Origin of the sequence: Mesorhizobium sp. ES1-3 (assembly GCF_020164795.1) — a bacterium.
GTDB lineage: Bacteria > Pseudomonadota > Alphaproteobacteria > Rhizobiales > Rhizobiaceae > Mesorhizobium.
The window spans coordinates 11,194-32,278 of the sequence record NZ_JAIUGW010000027.1; the positions used below are offsets into that span (position 1 = coordinate 11,194).

A 21,085-nucleotide genomic window follows, 5' to 3' on the forward strand; every position below is an offset into this window, starting at 1 on the left:
CTGGCAGATGAACATCAAGGCCGACTTCCCGACGCTGATCGAAGAACTCGATTACGGAACTCCGCAGTCGAAGGCCGAGAAGCAGGTCACGCTGACCGTCGACGGCCGCAGCATCAGCGTGCCGGAAGGCACGTCGATCATGCGTGCGGCGATGGAAGGCGGAGTGGAGATTCCGAAGCTCTGCGCCACCGACATGCTGGACTCCTTCGGCTCCTGCCGCGTCTGCCTCGTCGAGATCGAAGGGCGCGGCGGCACGCCGGCCTCCTGCACGACGCCGGTCGGCGAAGGCATGGTGGTGCGCACGCAGTCGGACAGGCTCGACGCCATCCGCCGCGGCGTCATGGAACTCTACGTCTCGGACCATCCGACCGGCTGGAACGAGAAGGCGGGAACCGGCGCCAGCGAGTTCGATGTGGTGGCGAAGTCCGTCGGCCTGACCGAAAATCGCTATGGCGTCGAGGGCCGCAACCACGTCAAGGAAGAAGGCGGCGTCGCCCCCGGTCATGGCTCGCTCGCGGTCGACTACATCGCTCGCGATGAGTCCAACCCCTATTTCACCTATGATCCGGCGCAATGCATCGTCTGCTCGCGCTGCGTGCGCGCCTGCGAGGAGGTGCAAGGCACTTTCGCGCTGACCATCGAGGGCCGCGGCTTCGAATCGCGCATGGTCGCCGGCATGCACGAGGACTTCATTGCCTCGGAATGCGTCTCCTGCGGCGCCTGCGTGCAGGCCTGCCCGACCGATGCGCTGCGCGAGAAGACCGTGCTCGAAAAGGGCCTGCCGGAGCGCTCGGCCGTCACCACCTGCGCCTATTGCGGCGTCGGCTGCTCGTTCAAGGCCGAAGTGAAGGGCGACGAGGTCATCCGCATGATGCCCTACAAGGAGGGCATGGCCAACCACGGCCATTCCTGCGTCAAGGGCCGCTTCGCCTATGGCTACGCCACCCACAAGGACCGCATCCTGTCGCCGATGATCCGCGAAAAGGTCAGCGATCCCTGGCGCGAGGTGAGCTGGGAAGAGGCGATCGCCCATACGGCCAAGGAATTCCGCCGCATCCAGTACCAGTACGGCCGCACCGCCATCGGCGGCATCACCTCCTCGCGCTGCACGAATGAGGAAACCTATCTCGTCCAGAAGCTGGTGCGGCAGGGCTTCCGCAACAACAATGTCGACACCTGCGCGCGCGTCTGCCATTCGCCGACCGGCTATGGCCTCGGCCAGACCTACGGCACCTCGGCCGGCACGCAGGATTTCGATTCCGTCGAATTCACCGACGTCGCCGTCATCATCGGCGCCAATCCGGCTTCGGCGCACCCGGTGTTCGCCTCGCGGCTGAAGAAGCGGCTGCGCCAGGGCGCAAAGCTGATCGTGCTCGATCCGCGCCGCACCGAGATGGTCAAGTCGGCGCATGTCGAAGCCGATTACCATTTGCCGCTGAAGCCCGGCACCAATGTCGCCGTGCTGACGTCGCTGGCACATGTCATCGTCACCGAGGGCCTTTTCGACGAAGCCTTCATCCGCGAGCGTTGCGACTGGGCGGAATTCCAGGACTGGGCGTCCTTCGTCGCCCTGCCGGAAAACAGCCCCGAAACCGTGGGCAAGCTGTCCGGCGTCGATCCCGAGCTGATCCGCGGTGCCGCGCGCCTCTACGCCAAGGGCGGCAATGGCGCGATCTATTACGGCCTCGGCGTCACCGAGCACAGCCAGGGCTCGACCACGGTGATGGCGATCGCCAACCTCGCAATGGCCACCGGCAATATCGGCCGCCCGGGCGTCGGCGTGAACCCGCTGCGCGGCCAGAACAACGTGCAGGGCTCGTGCGACATGGGCTCGTTCCCGCATGAGCTGCCGGGCTACCGGCACATTTCGGGCGACGCGGTGCGCGACATCTATGAGAGCCTATGGGGCGTGAAGCTGGACGACGAACCCGGCCTGCGCATCCCCAACATGCTGGATGCCGCCGTCGACGGATCGTTCAAGGGCATCTACATCCAGGGCGAGGACATCCTGCAGTCCGATCCCGACACCAAGCATGTCGCCGCCGGCCTTGCCGCGATGGAATGCGTGGTCGTGCACGACCTCTTCCTCAACGAGACGGCGAACTACGCGCATGTCTTCCTGCCCGGTTCGACCTTCCTCGAGAAGGACGGCACCTTCACCAATGCCGAGCGCCGCATCAACATGGTGCGCAAGGTGCTGGAGCCGAAGGCGCGCTACGCCGATTGGGAGGCGACGCAGGAGCTCGCCCGCGCGATCGGTCTCGACTGGAACTATACGCATCCGTCCGAAATCATGGACGAAATCGCCAAGACGACGCCAAGCTTCGCCAATGTCTCCTTCGAACTGCTCGACCGGGTCGGCTCCGTGCAATGGCCCTGCAACGACAAGGCACCGCTCGGCACGCCGATCATGCATGTCGACGGCTTCGTGCGCGGCAAGGGCAAGTTCATCCGCACCGAATATGTGGCGACGGACGAAAGGACCGGACCGCGCTTCCCGCTGCTGCTGACCACCGGCCGCATTCTCAGCCAGTACAATGTCGGCGCGCAGACACGGCGCACCGAGAATGTCATGTGGCACTCCGAGGACCGGCTGGAAATCCATCCGCACGACGCGGAAAACCGCGGCCTACATGATGGCGACTGGGTGCGGCTGACCAGCCGCTCGGGCGAGACGACGCTGCGCGCGCTGATCACCGACAGGGTGTCGCCGGGCGTGGTCTACACGACCTTCCACCATCCCGACACGCAGGCCAACGTCATCACCACCGACTTTTCCGACTGGGCGACCAACTGTCCGGAATACAAGGTGACGGCGGTGCAGGTCGGCGCTTCCAACGGCCCGTCGGAATGGCAGCGCGACTATGACGAACAGGCCAAGCAGAGCCGCCGCATCGCTCCGCTGCAGGCGGCGGAGTAGCTGTGTCGAGGCATTCGACAACAAGAGCTTCAATCTTGACGGTTGATCGATCCCCACTCCGTCGAGCTTCGCTCGACACCTCTCCCCCGATCGACGGGGGAGAGGAAAGGTGCGAGCTTCTGCCGGGAGGCACCCTTCCTCTCCCTCCGGAGGGGGGAGAGGTGGCGCTGCGAAGCAGCGACGGAGTGGGGGGCGGCCTGGGAGAGCAATCGCCGATTGAAGCAAAAAACCTTCGGCGCTTCCTGAGCGAAATGGCCGGCAGGCCAGAGGTTGGCGCCTCGTGACCCGCTCTCCTATCACCCAGATCTCCAGACTGGCCCACCGCGCCAGCGGCACGGCTGCGGCCCGCCGCATGGTGCCGGAGGAGACGCCGGTGGCGTTCTCCTTTGCCGGTACCACGCATGCGGTGATGATGGCGAGCCCCGCCGATTTCGAGGATTTCGCGCTCGGCTTCTCGCTGACCGAAGGCATCATCGCTGTGCCTGACGAGATCGAAGCCATCGAAGTGGAAGATCATGGCGCCGGCATCGACATTCAGATCCGGCTGAAGGACCAGGCCAATACGCGCTTCGAGGCGCGGCGGCGGCGGCTTGCCGGACCGGTCGGCTGCGGGCTCTGCGGCATCGAATCCATCGAGGAGGCGATGCGCTCGGTCGATGCGGTCGGTGCGTCGAAACTTACACTCAATGCCGAAGACATCACCCGCTCGGTCAAGTTGCTGTCGAAGGTGCAGCCGCTGCACACCGAGACCGGCGCCGTGCATGCCGCCGGCTTCTACGTACCGGGCAAGGGCGTCATCATGGCGCGCGAGGATGTCGGCCGCCACAATGCGCTGGACAAGCTGGCGGGCGCGCTGGCCAAGGCCAATATCGATGGCGCATCGGGCGCCGTCGTGGTGACCAGCCGTGTTTCGGTCGAGATGGTGCAGAAGACGGCGGCGATCGGTTCGGCCTTCATCATCGCCGTTTCCGCTCCCACCGCCCTTGCCATCCGCACGGCGCAAGAAGCCGGCATGACACTGGTGGCGTTGGTGCGCGGCGACGATTTCGATGTTTTTACCCACCCTGACCGGGTGATCTCCGGAGTTACCCAGCATGTCGCATGACGAAGAGCACATCATCAGCACACGGGAAAAGCTGGTGCGCATGGCCAACCAGATCGCCGCCTTTTTCCACTCCAGGCCACGCGAGGAAGGCGTTGCCGGCGTCGCCGAGCATATCAACAAATTCTGGGAGCCGAGAATGCGGCGCCAGTTCTTCGAGATGCTGGACAGCGGCGGTGAGGGCTTCGACGAACTGGTCGTGGCGGCTTCGGCTAAGATCAAACGGCCGATCACGTCGGCGGAAGCCGATCTCAAGCTCGGGCTCGACGCCTTTCCGGGCGACGTCGCGGCGTCGCAGAGATAGCCCCAGCGCCGGCTTATATTGCTCTTTGCTAAAGTTTAAGCTGCCGCAACCGGCGCGGCTCTGCTATGGTTGGCGATCAGAAATCGTCAGGCCGGGCGGACAATCTCGTGAGGCCGATCGAAACCCGATACGCCCTTAGCGGCGAGGTGCGGATCGCCTATCAGGTGGTCGGCCAGGGATCGTTCGACCTCATCTTCGTGCCGGGCTTCATCTCCAATCTCGACCTGCATTGGGAAGACGAGGGCTATACCCGGCTCCTGAAGCGGCTTTCGGCCTTCTCCCGACTAATCCTGTTCGACAAGCGCGGCACGGGTCTCTCCGATCGCGTCGATGTCCATCACCTGCCCAGCCTCGAAACCCGTATGGACGATGTGCGAGCGGTGATGGATGCGGCGGGCAGCGGCCGTGCTGCCCTGCTTGGCGCTTCCGAAGGCGCGCCGCTGGCCATGCTGTTCGCCGCCACCTATCCGGAGCGGACGCGGGCGCTGACGCTCTATGGCGGCTATGCGCATTTCCACAAATGGGTGATGCCACCGGAGCGTCTGGACGCCTTCATCGCGATGGCCGAGACGGCTTGGGGCACTGGCGCCACCTTGCCCAATTTCGCGCCAGGCCGGGTTGATGACGCCCGGTTCTCAAACTGGTGGGCCCGCTTCGAACGACTGTCGGCGAGCCCGACTGCAGCGGTGGCACTGGCGCGGATGAACGCCGAGATCGATGTGCGCGGCGTGCTGGCGGCGATCAGCGCGCCGACGCTGCTGATCCATCGCCGCAACGATGTGCGGGTCGACCCCGACGCCAGCCGTTTTCTGGCCAGGAAGATTCCCAACGCGCGACTGGTCGAAATCCCGGGGCGCGACCATCCGATCTGGACCGGCGATGTCGACCGGGTGGCCGACCTGATCGAGGAATTCCTGACCGGCGAACGCGCCGTGGGGGAAGCGGAGCGCGTTCTGGCGGCGCTTCTGGTGACACGCATCTACGACACGGCACGGCTTGGCGACAGGATGTGGAGCGAACGCAGCGAGCATTTCCACGAGATATGGCGGGCACTTGTGGGCCGCCATGGCGGGCGCTGCACGGATGTGCATGGCGAAATGATGATTTCGCGCTTCGACGGCCCGGGGCGGGCCTTGCGCTGCGCGGCGGCATTGCGCGACGCGGCGCAACAAATCGGTGTGGCAAGCGCGCAAGGGGCGCATGTCGGCGAGATCGAATTGCGCGGCCCCCCCGCAGGATTGACGGGCCGCGTGACGATCCAACTCGCCGCTCACGCCGGGCGCGGCGAGATATTGGCGTCGAGGCTGGTCGCCGACCTCGCAGCCGGCTCGGGGCTTCATTTCGCCGACGCTGGCCGTGTCAGCATCGACGAACTGGACGAGCCCATGGCGCTGGTCCTTGCGATGTCCGAACAGCACCTGGAGCCGGCTTGTCGTCCCAAGGCCAAGGCGAGCGAACCGGCTTGCCTGACCGCGCGCGAGAGCGAGGTGGTGAGCCTGATCGCCGACGGCAAGAGCAATGCCGCGATCGCCGCCGAACTCAGGCTGAGCGAGCACACGGTCAAGCGCCACGTCGCCAACATATTGCTCAAGCTCGACCTGCCATCGCGAGCGGCGGCGGCGGCATTTTCCGCCAGGCAGACTGGCCCGGACGGGCCATGAGAGCCATGGCGCTTTCGGGCGAAGCAGGCACACCGGTGTAAGCGCTATCAATTCCCCATGCAGTCCAGGCGGATATCGCCGAAAGGCGCTGCGAACGGAGGATGAGATGCTCAAGTCAAAACTGAATGTCAGATCCCTTATGGTCGTGGCAGGCATTGGCGTGCTGACCACGACCTCTCCCGTAAGAGCAGAGGATGCATCGGCGACCGCCGCCTACAAGGACATCCGGGCGACGCTCGGCTCGGTGCCGGACATGTTCAGGACACTGCCTGATGTCGCCATCGCCGGCGCCTGGGCCGAGATCAAGGGTGTGCAGCTCAACCCCAAGACCGCGCTTGATGGTAAGACCAAGGAGTTGATGGGGCTCGCGGTCGCGTCGCAGATCCCGTGCCAGTACTGCATCTATTTCCACACCGAAGCCGCCAAGCTCAACGGCGCCAGCGACGAGGAGATCAAGGAGACGATCGCGATGGCGGCAATCGTGCGCCATTGGTCGACGATCCTCAACGGCAGCCAGGTCGATCTCGCGACCTTCAAGAAACAGACCGACGACGTGTTCGCGGCCGTCAAGGCCAAGTCGCAGTGACGACCCGGCCCGGCGATGAGTGCCGGGCGACACCTCAAAGCATGAACCGCCCGATCGCAACGACGGGCATATGGAGGACAAAATGCTGACCAAGACCCAGACAGTGGACGGCGCGGCGATCAAGAAGGCGATCGAAGGCCGTGATGGAAAGATGCTGTCGAGCTTCTATGCGGACGACGCGCTGGTGCGGGTGATCGACCGCAACAACCCGCCGAGCAAGCCACGCGAAATCCGCGGACGCGCGGCGATCACGATGTTCTGGGACGATATCTGCAGCCGCGCGATGACCCACAAGGTCGATGCAACCATCGCCGACGGCGACAGCCTGGCCTTTACCCAGGCCTGCGCCTATCCGGACGGCACGAAGGTGTTCGCCGCGGCGATGCTGGAACTCAAGAACGGGCAGATCGCGCGGCAAACCGTCGTGCAGGCCTGGGACGAGTAGTCAAACGCGGCCATGCCGAAACAACGGAGGACAAGATGTTCAGCGCCAGATGGCAGATCGACGCCAGGTTCGGACACAAGCAGACCGTGCTCGAACTGATGCGAAAATGGGAACGCGAGATCGGCTCACAGGTTGGTCTCGCCGACCTCGAGTTCCAGATCATGACCGGCTCGATCGGCGCGCGCGAAGCGACGGTCGAGTCTCACCACCAGGTCGAGAGCCTCGCCCAGTTGGAGGCGTTCTTCGCCAAGATCGGCAAGATCGACGCGCACGCCAAATGGGGCAAGGAGTTGGAGCCCTATGTCGTGTCAGGCACCAGCCTGTGGCAGATTTTCCGTATCGTCGAATAGTTGATGTCGGATAGCCGTGGCCCAGCCCCTGGGAGGCGGCGAGTACCAAGGAGGGTGGCTGCGAGGCGGCGGCCACCTTCATCATGCGCCATGCGATAAAGGCAAAGCCACGAGGCGTGGCTCCCGCTCTCCTATACGGTCAATCTCTTCGGCGGCTTCCGGCTGCCCGCCATGGCTCTCCTGGGCCATTGCCCATTGGCCCTTTCGGGCGAAGCAGCGGGGACAGGATCGGTGCAATGTACTCGCCTCTGCTCCATCCAACGCATCCGCCCCGAGGGAGGCGGCACAACGAAGCAACAAGATGCGTCGCGCCGACGCCGCATAGCGCCGGCGCAATCAAAGGGAGAAAACCGATGACCGACGAAACCCATGCAAAACTGCGTGAAAACCTGCGCGGGGGGCTGATCCTGCGTGACGATGCCGGATATGACGAAGCACGCAAGATCTACAACGGCATGATCGAAAAGCACCCGCTGCTGATCGCACGCTGCGCCGATGTCGCCGACGTGATCACCGCCGTGAGATACGCGCGCGACAACGACCTCCTGATCGCCGTGCGCGGCGGAGGGCACAATGGTGCCGGATTGGGAATTTGCGACAACGGCCTCGTCATCGACCTGTCGACGATGAAGGGGGTCCATGTCGACCCGAACAGGCGCACCGTGAGGGTCGCGCCCGGCTGCACGTCCGGTGACGTGGACCACGCCACCCATGCTTTCGGGCTCGCCGTCCCGTTCGGCATCGTCTCGACCACGGGCGTTGCCGGCCTTACTCTCGGCGGAGGGACGGGCTATCTCACGCGCAGATACGGTCTCACCATCGACAATCTTGTCGAAGCCGATCTGGTGCTGGCCGATGGCAGCGTGGTGAGGGCCAGCAAAAGCGAGAATCCCGACCTGTTCTGGGCGCTGCGGGGCGGCGGCGGCAATTTCGGCGTCGTGACCAGCTTCCTGTTCCGGGCCCATCCTGTGAACATGATCTTCGGCGGCCCGGTATTCTGGGAGGCCAAGGATGCTCAGGCCGTCATGCAGGTCTATCGCGACTACCTACCGGGGGCGCCGGAAGACCTCGGTGCTTTTGTCGGCCTGAAGTCCGTGCCCTCGACCGATCCCTTCCCGCGCGAGTATTGGGGCAAGCGCGCCTGCGCCATCATCTCCTGCTACAACGGCACGGAGGAAGACGGGCGCAAGGCGATGGCGCCGCTGCTGGACAACTTGCCGCCGCCGATCTTCAACTGGATGGGCGTCATGCCGTACCCGGCGTTGCAGGCGCTGTTCGATCCGCTGCTTCCGAAGGGCCTGCAATGGTATTGGAAGGGCGATTTCGTCAAGTCGCTTCCCGACGAAGCCATCGCGACCCATATCGCGCAGGCCGCGCAAGCGCCCAGCGAATTGTCTCTCATGCATCTTTACCCGATAGACGGCGCCGTGCGCCGCGTCGGCAAGGACGAGACTGCCTGGAACGCACGCGACGCAAGCTGGTCAATGGTCATAGCCGGCATCGATCCCGATCCGGGCAAGGCGGCCGACCTCACCAAGTGGGCCAAGAATTACTGGGCGCGCATCCATCCCCACAATGGCGAAGGCGGCTACGTGAATTTCATGATGGAGGACGAAGGGGAAGCGCGCTTGCGGGCAAGCTATGGCGCGAATTACGAGCGGCTGAGCCAGGTGAAGCGGACCTATGACCCATCCAACGTCTTTCGGGTCAATCAGAACATCAAGCCCGCGCCATCCGGGGTACAAGGCAGGACGGCGGCTTAGCTGGCGGATCGCTGCTTATGCCGCTTAGGCGGTCTTCCCTCCGTCAAAGGCAGGGCCTTATAGAGAGTATAGTAACGCTGACGCCCTCCTTCAGACAAAGGGCGTCAGCGCCGCGATGCGATATCCCCTTACCCGTGAGCCACCATGACATGGCGCACGGCGGTGTAGTCCTCCAGCGCGTAGAGCGACATGTCCTTGCCGTAGCCGGACTGTTTCAGTCCGCCATGCGGCATCTCGTTGGTCAGCATGAAATGCGTGTTGATCCAGGTGCAGCCATATTGCAGGCGGGCAGCCGTTGCCATGGCGCGTGAAACGTCCTTCGTCCATACCGAAGACGCTAGGCCATAATCGCTGTCATTGGCCCAGTTCACAGCGTCGTCGACCTCCGAGAACCGGGTAATGGAGACGACTGGGCCGAACACTTCGCGGCGCACGATCTCGTCCTCCTGCAGCGCGCCGGCGACGACGGTCGGTTGATAGTAGAAGCCGGTGCCCTCGCCCGGCTTGCCGCCGGTGGTGATCTCGATGTGCTTCAGTTCCGAGGCACGCTCGACGAAGCTCGAGACGCGGTCGCGCTGGCGGCGCGAGATCAGCGGCCCGATCTCGTTCTCGGTGTCGTCGGGCTGGTTGTATTTGATCGTCGAGACGGCGGTGGAGAGGTCGGCGACGAGCTTGTCGTAGATCTTCTTGCCGGCATAGATGCGGCAGGCGGCGGTGCAGTCCTGGCCGGCATTGTAATAGCCGAAGGCGCGCAGGCCGTTGACGACGGCTCCGAGGTCTGCGTCGTCGAAGACGATGACCGGCGCCTTACCGCCGAGTTCCAGATGCGTGCGCTTGACCGACTTGGCGGCGGCCTGCAGCACCTTCTTGCCGGTGGCGACGTCACCGGTGATCGAGATCATATTAACCTTGGGGTGATTGATCAGCGTGTTGCCGACGCTGTCGCCCCGGCCAAGCACGACATTGACGACGCCTTCGGGCAGGATTTCGGCCAGGATCCTGGCCAGTTTCAGCGCCGTCAGCGGCGTCTGCTCCGACGGCTTGAAGACGACGGTGTTGCCGCCAGCGATCGCCGGCGCCAGCTTCCAGGCCATCATCACCAGCGGATAGTTCCACGGCGCGATCGAGGCGACGATGCCGATCGGATCGCGCCGCACCATGGAGGTGTGGCCGGGCAGATATTCGCCCGCGACGACACCCGGCATGGAGCGGACCGCGCCGGCGAAGAAGCGGTAGCAGTCGACGATCGCCGGGATTTCGTCATTGAGTACGGCGTTGATCGGCTTGCCGCAGTTCAACGCCTCGAGCGTGGCGAATTCCCTGGCCTCGGCCTCGATGCGGTCGGCGATCTTCAGGAGATAGCCGGAGCGCTGCGCCGGCGTGGTGCGCGACCACAAGACGAACGCTTGTTCGGCGGCAATGACTGCCGCCTCGATCTGCGCCTGGCTGGCCTCGGGCAGGTTGAGAATGGTCGCCCCGGTCTTTGGATTGAGGATCGGCTCCTCGGTCTCGGTGCCCTTCTCGAATTTCGAGCCGATCAGCATCTGGGTGTCCATTGGATTCTCCTTGGGCAGAAGTAGTGAGTAGTGAGTAGTGAGTAGTGAGTAGTGAGTAGTGGATGAGTTTCCACCGTGGATTCGGCTATTCCCTACTCACTACTCACCACTCACTTCTTTCATTTCCCGCTTCCGGCGATCTGGTCGCCGTCGCGGGTCAGGTAGTAGGCAAACAGGATCGGCAGCAGCGTCACCAGGACGACGACCATGGCGACGACATTGGTGACCGGGCGCTGGCGCGGACGGATCAGCTCTTCCAGCATCCAGATCGGCACGGTCTGTTGCTGGCCGGCGGTGAAGGTGGTGACGATGACTTCGTCAAAGGACAAAGCGAAGGCGAGCATGCCGCCGGCGAGCAATGCGGTGGCGATGTTGGGCAGCACGACATGGCGGAAGGTCTGAAAGCCGTCGGCGCCGAGATCCATCGAAGCTTCGATCATCGAGCCCGAGGTGCGGCGGAAACGGGCGACCGCATTGTTGTAGACGACGACCACGCAGAAAGTGGCGTGGCCGAGCACGATCGTCCAGAACGAGAACGGGATGTCGGCGAGCGCGAAGGCCGAGCGCAGCGCGATGCCGGTGATGATGCCGGGCAGTGCGATGGGCAGGATGACCAGCAGCGAGATGGTTTCGCGGCCGAAGAATTTCGTCCGCGACACGGCGGCGGCGCACAGCGTGCCGAGCACCAGAGCAATCGTGGTCGAGATAGCGGCGACGCGGACCGACAGCGACAGCGCTTCCCAGACATCGGGCCGGTTCCAGGTGACGGCGAACCATTGCGTGGTCAGCCCGGGCGGCGGCCAGACGAAGCTCTTCTCCTCGGTGGTGAAGGCATAGACGAAGATCAGCAGGATCGGCAGATGCAGGAAGAGCAGGCCGCAGGCGGCCGCGATCTTGAGGCCGACGGGAGCGGATTGACCACGATCAGAGCGCATCGAAGGCCCCCATGCGCTTGGCGCCCCAGAGGTAGAAACCCATGATGACGATGGGCACCACGGTGAAGGCGGCGGCGAGCGGGATGTTGCCGGCGGTGCCTTGCTGCGAATAGACGGCCTGCCCGATGAACAGGCGCGAGGTGCCGATGATCTGCGGGATGATGTAATCTCCCAATGTCAGCGAGAAGGTGAAGATCGAGCCGGCGACGATGCCGGGCAGCGCCAGCGGGAACAGCACGTTGCGGAAGGTCTGGCCGGGCGAGGCGCCGAGATCGGACGACGCCTCGACCAGATTGCCGGGCACGCGCTCGAGTGCCGCCTGGACCGGCAGGATCATGAAAGGCAGCCAGACATAGACGAAGACGATGAAGGTGCCGGTGAACGACACCGACAGCGAATTGCCGCCGACCACGGGCAGCGACAGCCAGGCATCGAGCAGCCACAACAAATGCAGCTTGGCGAGCAGCCAGGTGAGAATGCCTTCCTTGGCCAGGATCAGCTTCCAGGCATAGATCTTGACCAGGTAGCTCGACCACAGCGGCAGCATGACGCCGAGATAGAACAGCGCCTTCCAGCGGCCGCGTGCATAGCGCGCCGCGTAGTAGGCAATGGGGAAGGCGACGATGGCCGAAGCCAGCGTGACCAGGGCCGCCATCGTCACCGTGCGCAGGATGATGTCGAGGTTGGCGGCCTGCAAAAGGTCGCCATAGGTCTTCAGCGTCAACTGGCGGTTGATGAGGCCGGAGAACTCGTCGATGGAGAAGAAGCTCTGCGCCAAAAGCGCGAACAGCGAGCCGATATAGACGATGCCGAGCCACAGAACCGGCGGCAAAAGCATGAGCAGCAGCAGGACTTGCGGCCTACGCCAGAAGAGGTCGGAGAGCGCACCGCGCATGCCGCCGCTGCCGGGCAGGATGGCGGGGACGGGATTGGGGTTGAGGGCGGTGATGGTCATGACAGATGCACAGTTCTGCTAACGCCGTGATCCGTCGCGCCCCCCTCTGTCCTGCCGGACATCTCCCCCACGTGGGGGGAGATTGGCAGCTCGTGCGCGGCGCCAGCCTTCAGACGTTGGAGATTGGCGAAGGCCGATGCGACATCCGATCTCCCCCCTAGAGGGGGAGATGTCCGGCAGGACAGAGGGGGGCGCATCGCGCAAACCTTCATCATGCCGGCTCGTCCATCAAATGCAGGTGCTCGCGATTGAACGTCAGCACCACCGCCTCGCCCTCCGCCGGCAAGGCAGTGCCGGCAGGCACCACGGCGTGCAGTTTCAACCCGTCGGCATCAAGCGCCAGCCTGGTCGTGGCGCCGAGATAGTTGGTCGAGACGAGGCGCGCAGCGACGCCCTCGCCGCTCGCGGCGCGGCCGACGCGAATGGATTCAGGCCTGAGACTCCCCCAGCGTTGCTGGCCGGAATAACGCTGGACGAAATCCGGCGGCAGCACGTTCGAGGAACCGACGAAATCGGCGACGAAGCGCGTGCTCGGCCGCTGATAGATGTCCTCCGGCGTGCCGATCTGCATGATCTTGCCATCGTTGAAGACGGCGACGCGGTCGGCCATCGACAGCGCCTCGCCCTGGTCATGGGTGACGAAGACGAAGGTGATGCCGAGCGCCTTCTGCAGCGATTTCAGCTCCTCCTGCATGTTTTCGCGCAGCTTGAGGTCCAGCGCGCCGAGCGGTTCGTCGAGCAGCAGCACCTTGGGCTGGTTGACCAGCGCACGCGCCAGCGCGACACGCTGGCGCTGGCCGCCGGAAAGCTGGCCGGGCCGGCGCGCGCCATAGCCGGGCAGCCGCACCAGCGACAGCGCTTCTTCCGCCGCCTTGTGCCGCTCGGCCTTGCCGACACGCTTGACCATCAGCCCGTAGGCGACGTTGTCGAGCACGTTGAGATGTGGGAACAGCGCGTAGTCCTGGAACACGGTGTTGACGTTGCGGCGGTAGGGGGGCACGCCCTCGGCGCGTTCACCGAAGATCGAGATCGAACCCGATGTCGGCTGCTCGAAACCGGCGATCAGGCGCAGGCACGTCGTCTTGCCGGAACCGGACGGCCCGAGCATGGCGAAGAATTCGCCTGGTACAATGTCGAGGTCGACAGCGTCGACAGCGCGAACGCTGCCGAAATGGCGCGAGACTTTTTGAAAGGAAACGGCTGGGGTCATGTGGTGTCCTGATCTGTCAGGCTCGTCAAATCTTGGGCGTTGGCGCTGCCCCTCATCGGCCTGCCGGCACCTTCTCCCCGTATTGAGACGGGGAGAAGGGACGCGCTTCAACGCCGATGATCCCCTCTCCCCGTTCTTCACGGGGAGAGGGCAAGGGTGACGGGCAGCGCCAACTATCGACGAAACGAAGCGAAAATTATCGTCCGCCGATGACGCCGATATAGTCCGACACCCAGCGGTAGTAGGGCACGCACTGGTCGTTCTGGGTGGCGCATTTCGAGACCGGCGTCTTCCAGAACTTGATCTTGTCGAAATTGTCGTAGCCGTTGGTCTTGCAACCTTCCTCGCCGAGCAGCTCGTTGCCTTTGCAGGCGGCCGGCACGACCGGGAGCGAGCCGAACCAGGCCGAGACATCGCCCTGCACCTTCGGCGCCAGCGAATGCTCGAGCCACATATAGGCGCAGTTCGGATGGGCCGCGTCGGCTTCCATCATCGTGGTGTCTGCCCAGCCGGTGACGCCTTCTTCCGGCACGGTCGAGGCAACCGGCTTCTTGGCGGCGACCAGCGTGTTGACCTGATAGGGCCACGAGCCCGAGGCGACCACGCCTTCATTCTGGAAATCGTCGACCTGGATGGCGGCGTCATGCCAGTAGCGGCCGACCAGCGTGCGCTGGACGCGCAGCAATTCGAGCGCGGCCTTGTACTGGTCCTCGTTCAGTTCGTAGGGATCCTTGATGCCGAGTTCCGGCTTGTGGAACATCAGGTAGTTGGCGGCGTCGGCGATGTGGATCGGCCCGTCATAGGCCTGGACGCGGCCTTTGTTGGACTTTCCGTCCGGCAGCTTCATTTCCTCGAAGACGACGTTCCAGCTCTTCGGCGCTTCCTTGAACACCTCGGTGTTGTACATCAGGATGTTGGGACCCCACTGATAGGGGATGCCGTAATGCACCTTGTCGACGGTGAACCAGGGCGCGTCCTTCAGCCGGTCGTCGACCGTCTTCCAGCTTGGGATGAGATCGGTGTTGATCGGCTGCACGCGCTTGCCGGCGACGAGGCGCAGCGAAGCATCGCCCGAAGCGGTGACGAGGTCGAAGCCGCCCTCGTTCATCAGCGACACCATCTCATCCGACGTGTTGGCGGTCTTGACGTTGACCTTGCAGCCGCTCTCCTTTTCGAAGGCGGTGACCCAGTCATAGCCCTTGTCGGTCTCGCCGCGCTCGATATAGCCCGGCCAGGCAACGATGTTGACCTGGCCTTCGCCCTTGCCGAGTTCCTTGACCTGGGCAACGGCCTGCCCGGAAAAGGTCAGCGCGACCGTCAGCGCGGTGCATGACTTCAGGAATGAATTCATCATCGATCTCCCATTTTGGCGCCCGGCCTCCGAAAACCGGTTTCGGTTTTCGCCAAGGTCAACGCGCGGACTGAAAAAGTATCAGTTCGTCCGACGGACGCATGTCGCTCTGGTGGCGGCTTTGCTCCCTTGAAGGGAAGGTGCTTTGAAAATTCCGGTTTCGCAAATTCATTTATCAGAAAGGCGATATCGGTTTTTCCGATAGCAAGACGCCCTTCAAGCCAGCGCCGTCACAAGCCAGCAGGCGGCATTGAAGCGGGCCTCACCATCCTTCACGAAAGGCGCGTACGCAGCAGGCAACACCGTAGTGATTTTTTCGGCCGTTGCCCGGTCAACTTCGCGCAGCGTGGCGGCGACCGGCCCTAGCCGGGTGGCAAACGTCATCAAATCGCCTTCTGCGATCCGACACAGGACGTTCGCCTGTTCGACTTCGATTGATGACCAGCCGCTCGCTTCAAGGATCCGCTTCACCTTGGCGCCGTCGGCCAAGGCAAACTGTCCCGGCGCATCGGGATCTGGCGCGGGTGCGGGCGGCAGGAAAGGCTCAGCCGCTCGCGCGGCGGTCGTCATGAAATCATTCTCGACCGGACTGCGCCAAGCAACAAAGGCGAGTTTGCCACCGCGCCTTGCGGCTTGTCTTATATTGGAGAACGCGGCCACTGGATCATCGAAGAACATAACACCAAAGCGCGAGACAACAGCGTCGAAGCGTCCTGGTTCGAACGCATGCGCCTGGGCATCGCCCACTTCGAAACTTGCGTTTGCTGCCCCTTCCACCCGCGCGCGCTCCGTCGCCAGGGCGACAAGCGGCCGCGAGATGTCGAGCCCAACACAATTTCCGTCGTTGCCCACGCGGCGCGCCATCGTCAGGGTTGTGGCGCCAGCGCCGCAGCCGATGTCCAGGACATTGCCCCCCTCCCCGGGATAGCCGGCATCGACCACCAGCCGCTCCAACGGTGCCAGTATCTCGTCGAGGATCGGCTGCATCTCGACCCAGGCCTTCCCGCTGACGTCGTTCCAGAGCGCGGCTTGGCGTGTGTTTGGCTGCGCGGATTGCGGCATAACGGGCCTCACTTTCTGTTGCTCTCACCGATCGTCGCGACATTCTACGAGTCCGAGCCGACTTGAGGTCAAGCATAAAAGATATCGACATTGCCAAAGTGCCGCGCCGCACCGGCGTGCCCGCCTGACACTTCGCTACTACCAGGATAAGGGCCTCATCGCTTCGATCGGCCGTCGCAGCCTGCGCGGCTTGTTCGACCCGACCGTCCTGGAACGGCTCGCCTTGATCGTGCGCAAGACTGGCGACGTCAGCCTGGAGTAGGCCACACCAGGCGTCAGCCTGGAGTAGGCCACACCAGACTAGCGGCGGACCGTCCGCTGCGACTGGGCAAGGCCGACGAAGTCGCGGGCCGCCTGCGGCAGGCCGGAGCCCCGCCGCCAGACCATGCCGACCTGCACCACCGGCAAGGAGCCCGAAATGTCGCGCGATTCGATGCGGTCGCCTTCCAGCGACCAGGGCCGGTAGACGAGGTCGGGCAGCAGCGCCACACCGGCGCCGGTGGCGACCAGGCTGCGCACGGCTTCCACGGAACGGGTGCGGAAGGCGACATGCGGCCTGGCGCCGATCGCCGTCAGCAGCTTGCCGGTGTTCTCCTCGATCTCGTCGACGGTCAGCATGATCAGCGGTTCGGAGGCGATATCGCCGATGCCGATGATGTCGGCGCCAGCCAAGGGATGGCCGAGCGGCAGCCACAGCCGGTAAGCCGAGACTTCGAGGATTTCCGATTGCAGGGCAGTGCGGTCGCGCAAATTGGAGGTGACCATGACTGCAATGTCCAGCTTGCCGCCGATCAACAGGTGTTCGAGGTAGTCGCCATTGTCCTCGATGGCCGAGACCTCGACGCCCGGATAGGCGCGGCGGTAGCGTGAGAGCAGATCCGACAGCACGTAGCCGGCGACAAGCGAGGTGACGCCGAGTTGCAGCCGCCCGCCCGCCACGGCCTGTTCGCCGGAAAAAGAGCGGCGCGCATCGGACACGTCGGCGAGAATCTTTGTCGCGTGACGCAGGAACTGGTGGCCCTTGTGGGTGATGTTGAGACCGCGCGGATGGCGTTCGAACAGCTCGACGCCAAGATCGCTTTCAAGTTCCTTGATCGCCTCGGTGACCGACGATTGGGAAATGGAGAGGTTTTGCGCCGCGCGCGACACCGTGCCTTGCTCGGCGACGGCGATGAAGAACTGCAACTGGCGGATGGTGAAGGCCATGGCCGGACTAAACACCGGCAGGCAAGCGAAGGAAAGCCGGCTGCGGAGCTTATCCCGTGACCGGAGATTGGTGCAGCGCGGTCAGCCGAGCATCAGCCTGATGCGGCGTCGCCATGTCGGGCCATAGCGCAGCGCAAGCATGAAGGCTGTCTCCAGCGCCACGACGACGACGATGATGCGCAAGCCCACCGCGAAGGAATCCTGGCCACTGCCGCGCATGACGTAACCGGTCAGGAGAAAGGCCGCATTCCATGTGGTGGCGCCAAGCAGTGTCGCGGTCGCGAAAGGCAAGGCAGGCAGACAAAGCGCGCCAGCAGCGATCGGCAGGTAATTGCGCACCGTCGGGATGAACTGTGCCAGCAAGGACACCCTGACATGATTGCGGCGATAGGCCTGGCCAAGATTGCGATAGGTTTCGGGGCGCAGGAAGACATATCTGCCGGCTCGTCCGATCAGCCTGTCGGCGCGGTCGAATCCGATCCGGCGGCCGACCGCATACCAGACAAGGCAGCCGGCGAAGGAAGCGGAAGTCGTCACCGCCAGCAGGACCGCCAGCGTCGCGCCGTCAGGCGCCGCCGTCATGCCGAGAAACAGCAGCAACACATGCGAGGGCGGAACCGGCAGGATCTTTTCGGTGAAGGCGAGGCAGAAGACGCCGAACAGGCCGAAGCCGAGGATGGCTGACAACGGTCCCGTCATGCGAAGCGCCAGTCGTAGGTTTCTGACGTCTTGATCCTGGCGATGCGATAGACCGTCGCCGGCGGGAAGTTGCGAAAGGTATGGCCAACCCGCGTAACCTCGAGATCGAGCCTGTCGAGCAGCGACTGGTCGAACGGGCAGCGCCATCCGAGCGTGAACTGATAGAGCGCTCCGCCCGGGCGAAGATTGGCGAAAACACCTTCGAGAATGGCGAGCGTCTTGCGCGGCGAAATCAGCCGGAAAGGCAAGCCGCTGACGGCAGCACCAATGACCGGCCGGTGGAAGAGCGTCATATGGCGCAGACCGACGGCATCCATCTCGAATATCCGGGCGGCCGGAAAGCGACGCTTGAGCAGCGCGGCAAAATCCGGATCGGATTCGATCAGCGTCAAATCTTCCTCCTTCACCCCGCGCGACAGCAGCGCCCGTGTGAAAGGACCGGTTCCTGGACCGAGCTCCAGCACGGGGCCCGTCTCGGGTCCGATGTCGCGCGTCATCAATGCCGCCAGGCTGGAGCTGGACGGCGTGACGGAGCCGACCCTGAACGGCGCCACGGTCCACGCCGCGAGGAAAGACAGAGCATCATTTACAGGCATGGTAACCTCGATCCCGGACAACAGCACGCCAGATTGTGTGGCCAACTGATTCGTTTCAGCGCCATTTCGTTCCAACGTCGGGCCCGACCTGTTGCATATTCGGGCCCGACGCCTTCTCGCCGGCATGGGCGATTCGCGCCGACCGACGCTGTTTGCCGCGACTGGGTTGCATAGACATTGCGCAATATCGCGGAGCCAAAGAAAGCGCTCGTCGACCTCCGGCCGTTCGGCTTTGCCATGTTTGCGCAATGTTGGCGCGGTAACGCCCGAGGCCGTTGCTGGAGAATTGTCGATGCGAATCTTGCTGGTCGAGGACGAGCCTGAAATGGTCTCCGCCTTGCGTGCCGCGCTGAAGCGCCACGACATGGTGGTCGATCACGCCGGCTCGCTCAACGAAGCCGAAGGCTTCGTTGCCGCCGACAGCTACGACGCCATCCTGCTCGACCGCCAGTTGCCGGATGGCGACGGGCTGTCGCTGGTTCCCAGATTGCGTTCGGCCAAGAACACGACGCCAGTGCTGATGCTGACGGCGAGAGGCGATACATCGGACAAGGTCGATGGGCTGGACATGGGCGCGGACGACTATCTGGCAAAACCATTCGCCTTCGAGGAATTGCTGGCCCGCCTGCGCGCGCTGCTCAGGCGCCCGGCACCGCTGCAGTCGCAGTTCATCCGCGCCGGCGATCTGGTGCTCGACGTCGGGCATCGCGAAGCGTCTATCCGCGCCGAACCGCTCAGCCTGCCGCGCCGCGAACTCCTGGTGCTGGAGGCGCTGATGCGGCGCACCGGCCGCATGGTGCAGCGCGAGGCGCTGATGGAGGCGGTGTTCGGCCTCGACGACGAGATCCAGTCCAACGCGCTCGACACCCACGTCTCGCGCCTGCGCCGCAAGCTCGCCGAAGCCGATGCCGGGGTGGCGATCAACGGCATTCGCGGCGTCGGCTATCTCCTGCGCGAGACGACATGAGCGCCAAGCGATGAGTCCCAAGCGCCCGCGTTCGCTGAAGTGGAGCCTGGTGCTGCGCATCGCCTTGCTGCAATGCGCCATGCTGACCCTGCTCATCGTCGGCATTCTCGTCGCATTGCTCGCCACCGGGCTCATTCCGCACGATTACGAGGACGGCACAATGGACGTGCTGGCGGATGCGGTGGCGCGTGACGCAGGCGGCAAGCTCGTCCTGCGCGAGACCTCGGACCTGGCGAAGCTGCGATCCGATGTCCCCGATCTCTGGTTCATCATCCGCGACAAGCAGGGCCAGCGGCTGCAGGAGGGCACCGTGCCGCCCATCTTCCAGCCTTTCGCCGGATTGCTGGATACTATCAGCGACGCCCGTATCGACCACGCAATCGGGCAATCCGCGCCGCCGGAGGGAAAGATCCGCTGGACCGACACGGCGGCCGGCAACGTCCAGATCTTCACCGGCACCAACGGCGGGCTTCCGCTGCTGCGCCTGCTCGGCCAGGCGCCGCAATTCTTCCTGCAAGGCATATTGCCGCTCGCCGGGCTGATGGCGCTGGCCACGCTGTTCGCGACGCCCTGGGTGGTTCGTGGCGCGCTTTCGGGCCTAGGCCATGCAGCCGCCGAGGCCGAACGGATCGACATCGACCAGCGTGGCGTGCAGCTGCCGCTGAAGGACGTGCCGACGGAAGTGACACCGCTGGTCAAGGCGGTGAATGCAGCCCTTGCGCGGCTGGACAAGGGCTATGAGCGCCACAAGCGCTTCCTGACCGACGCCGCCCATGAGCTCAGGACACCGGTCGCCATCCTCAACACGCGCCTGGCCTCGCTGCCGGCGACACCGGAACGGGCACGGCTGCTGCAGGATGCGGCACGGCTTTCGACGCTGACCGACCAGTTGCTTGACCTGCAGCGGCTCGACCGGCAGACATCGCCTTTCGAAAAGGTCGATCTCGTGGCGATCGCGCGCGGCGTTATCGTCGACCTCGCGCCGATGGCGTTCTCGGCCGGCTACGAAATGTCGTTCGAGCCGGACAGCGACACGCTTTTTGCAACCGGCGACCGCACCGCGATCGAACGTGCGGTGACCAACATCGTCCAGAACGCCATCGAGCATGGCGGCCGCGCCGGCAAGATCACCGTCGGCGTCACAACGCCCGCCGTCATAGAGGTCCGGGACGAAGGCGACGGCGTGCCGCCGGGCGAGCGGGAGCGCATTTTCGAGCCCTTCTACCGGCTGCGCCCGCAGGATCATGGCGCCGGCCTCGGCCTCAACCTCGTGCAGGAAATCATGCATCTTCATGGCGGCCGCATCGAGATCCTCGATGGCAAGCCCAGCGGCGCCTGCTTCAGGATGAGTTTTCGCGCTTTGCCGGCATAGCGTCGCCGCGAGTTCACAGGGACGCCGGCGCGTTTGACATCGCAG

The 21,085-nt window shown here is 64.1% G+C and carries 19 protein-coding genes; 10 read left to right on the forward strand and 9 right to left on the reverse strand.

Going from position 1 to position 21,085, the window contains the following annotated elements; translation table 11 throughout:
• The first annotated feature begins 7 nt into the window (after window positions 1-7).
• The 8 genes from fdhF (at window position 8) to LB536_RS26415 (ending at window position 9,131) form a co-directional block, all read left to right on the forward strand.
• The gene (gene fdhF / locus LB536_RS26380; RefSeq protein ID WP_224597748.1) at window positions 8-2,920 is read left to right on the forward strand and encodes a formate dehydrogenase subunit alpha; all 2,913 of its coding nucleotides are present in this window, start codon (window positions 8-10) and stop codon (window positions 2,918-2,920) included.
• Between the two features lie 280 nt (window positions 2,921-3,200).
• Complete coding sequence (fdhD, locus tag LB536_RS26385; RefSeq protein WP_224597751.1) at window positions 3,201-4,025, forward strand: formate dehydrogenase accessory sulfurtransferase FdhD; 825 nt, start codon at window positions 3,201-3,203, stop codon at window positions 4,023-4,025.
• A complete protein-coding gene (locus tag LB536_RS26390) occupies window positions 4,015-4,326 on the forward strand; it encodes a formate dehydrogenase subunit delta (RefSeq protein ID WP_224597753.1) in 312 nt (103 codons plus the stop codon). Before fdhD ends, LB536_RS26390 begins: the two co-directional genes overlap by 11 nt.
• A 107-nt stretch (window positions 4,327-4,433) precedes the next feature.
• Complete coding sequence (locus LB536_RS26395; RefSeq protein ID WP_224597754.1) at window positions 4,434-5,987, forward strand: alpha/beta fold hydrolase; 1,554 nt, start codon at window positions 4,434-4,436, stop codon at window positions 5,985-5,987.
• Between the two features lie 106 nt (window positions 5,988-6,093).
• Window positions 6,094-6,573: a carboxymuconolactone decarboxylase family protein gene (locus tag LB536_RS26400; RefSeq protein ID WP_140810842.1), complete on the forward strand. Its 480-nt coding sequence runs from the start codon at window positions 6,094-6,096 to the stop codon at window positions 6,571-6,573.
• 19 nt (window positions 6,574-6,592) lie between these two features.
• On the forward strand, window positions 6,593-7,018 hold the full coding sequence (locus tag LB536_RS26405; protein ID WP_224597756.1) for a nuclear transport factor 2 family protein: 426 nt from the start codon (window positions 6,593-6,595) through the stop codon (window positions 7,016-7,018).
• A gap of 35 nt (window positions 7,019-7,053) precedes the next feature.
• Window positions 7,054-7,368 carry a hypothetical protein gene (locus LB536_RS26410; protein WP_140810841.1) on the forward strand — a complete coding sequence of 105 codons (315 nt, stop codon included), beginning with the start codon at window positions 7,054-7,056 and terminating at the stop codon, window positions 7,366-7,368.
• Window positions 7,369-7,721: 353 nt separating this feature from the next.
• Window positions 7,722-9,131 carry an FAD-binding oxidoreductase gene (locus LB536_RS26415; RefSeq protein WP_224597758.1) on the forward strand — a complete coding sequence of 470 codons (1,410 nt, stop codon included), beginning with the start codon at window positions 7,722-7,724 and terminating at the stop codon, window positions 9,129-9,131.
• Window positions 9,132-9,259: 128 nt separating this feature from the next.
• Here LB536_RS26415 and LB536_RS26420 read toward each other — a convergent pair whose 3' ends face one another.
• From LB536_RS26420 to LB536_RS26465, 9 genes are all read right to left on the reverse strand, one after another.
• Window positions 9,260-10,687 carry a gamma-aminobutyraldehyde dehydrogenase gene (locus LB536_RS26420; RefSeq protein WP_224597760.1) on the reverse strand — a complete coding sequence of 476 codons (1,428 nt, stop codon included), beginning with the start codon at window positions 10,685-10,687 and terminating at the stop codon, window positions 9,260-9,262.
• A 119-nt stretch (window positions 10,688-10,806) separates the two neighbouring features.
• On the reverse strand, window positions 10,807-11,622 hold the full coding sequence (locus LB536_RS26425; RefSeq protein ID WP_140757991.1) for an ABC transporter permease: 816 nt from the start codon (window positions 11,620-11,622) through the stop codon (window positions 10,807-10,809).
• Window positions 11,612-12,577 (reverse strand): ABC transporter permease, encoded by a 966-nt coding sequence (locus tag LB536_RS26430; protein WP_140810840.1) that lies wholly within the window; start codon window positions 12,575-12,577, stop codon window positions 11,612-11,614. Before LB536_RS26430 ends, LB536_RS26425 begins: the two co-directional genes overlap by 11 nt.
• A 211-nt stretch (window positions 12,578-12,788) precedes the next feature.
• Window positions 12,789-13,787, reverse strand: a complete 999-nt coding sequence (locus LB536_RS26435; RefSeq protein WP_224597762.1) for an ABC transporter ATP-binding protein — start codon at window positions 13,785-13,787, stop codon at window positions 12,789-12,791.
• Window positions 13,788-13,983: 196 nt separating this feature from the next.
• On the reverse strand, window positions 13,984-15,138 hold the full coding sequence (locus tag LB536_RS26440; RefSeq protein WP_140810836.1) for an ABC transporter substrate-binding protein: 1,155 nt from the start codon (window positions 15,136-15,138) through the stop codon (window positions 13,984-13,986).
• A 216-nt stretch (window positions 15,139-15,354) separates the two neighbouring features.
• Window positions 15,355-16,200 carry a class I SAM-dependent methyltransferase gene (locus tag LB536_RS26445; protein ID WP_140810835.1) on the reverse strand — a complete coding sequence of 282 codons (846 nt, stop codon included), beginning with the start codon at window positions 16,198-16,200 and terminating at the stop codon, window positions 15,355-15,357.
• Window positions 16,201-16,500: 300 nt separating this feature from the next.
• Complete coding sequence (locus tag LB536_RS26455; protein WP_140810834.1) at window positions 16,501-17,406, reverse strand: LysR substrate-binding domain-containing protein; 906 nt, start codon at window positions 17,404-17,406, stop codon at window positions 16,501-16,503.
• A gap of 81 nt (window positions 17,407-17,487) precedes the next feature.
• Window positions 17,488-18,105 (reverse strand): DedA family protein, encoded by a 618-nt coding sequence (locus LB536_RS26460; RefSeq protein WP_224597764.1) that lies wholly within the window; start codon window positions 18,103-18,105, stop codon window positions 17,488-17,490.
• Window positions 18,102-18,701 carry a class I SAM-dependent methyltransferase gene (locus tag LB536_RS26465; RefSeq protein ID WP_224597765.1) on the reverse strand — a complete coding sequence of 200 codons (600 nt, stop codon included), beginning with the start codon at window positions 18,699-18,701 and terminating at the stop codon, window positions 18,102-18,104. The genes LB536_RS26460 and LB536_RS26465 overlap by 4 nt, the downstream gene beginning before the upstream one ends.
• 292 nt (window positions 18,702-18,993) lie before the next feature.
• Between LB536_RS26465 and LB536_RS26470 the strand changes: the two genes are divergently transcribed.
• Window positions 18,994-19,668 carry a response regulator transcription factor gene (locus LB536_RS26470; protein WP_224597768.1) on the forward strand — a complete coding sequence of 225 codons (675 nt, stop codon included), beginning with the start codon at window positions 18,994-18,996 and terminating at the stop codon, window positions 19,666-19,668.
• Window positions 19,669-19,678: 10 nt separating this feature from the next.
• Window positions 19,679-21,040: a sensor histidine kinase gene (locus tag LB536_RS26475; RefSeq protein WP_224597771.1), complete on the forward strand. Its 1,362-nt coding sequence runs from the start codon at window positions 19,679-19,681 to the stop codon at window positions 21,038-21,040.
• Window positions 21,041-21,085: the final 45 nt, after the last annotated feature.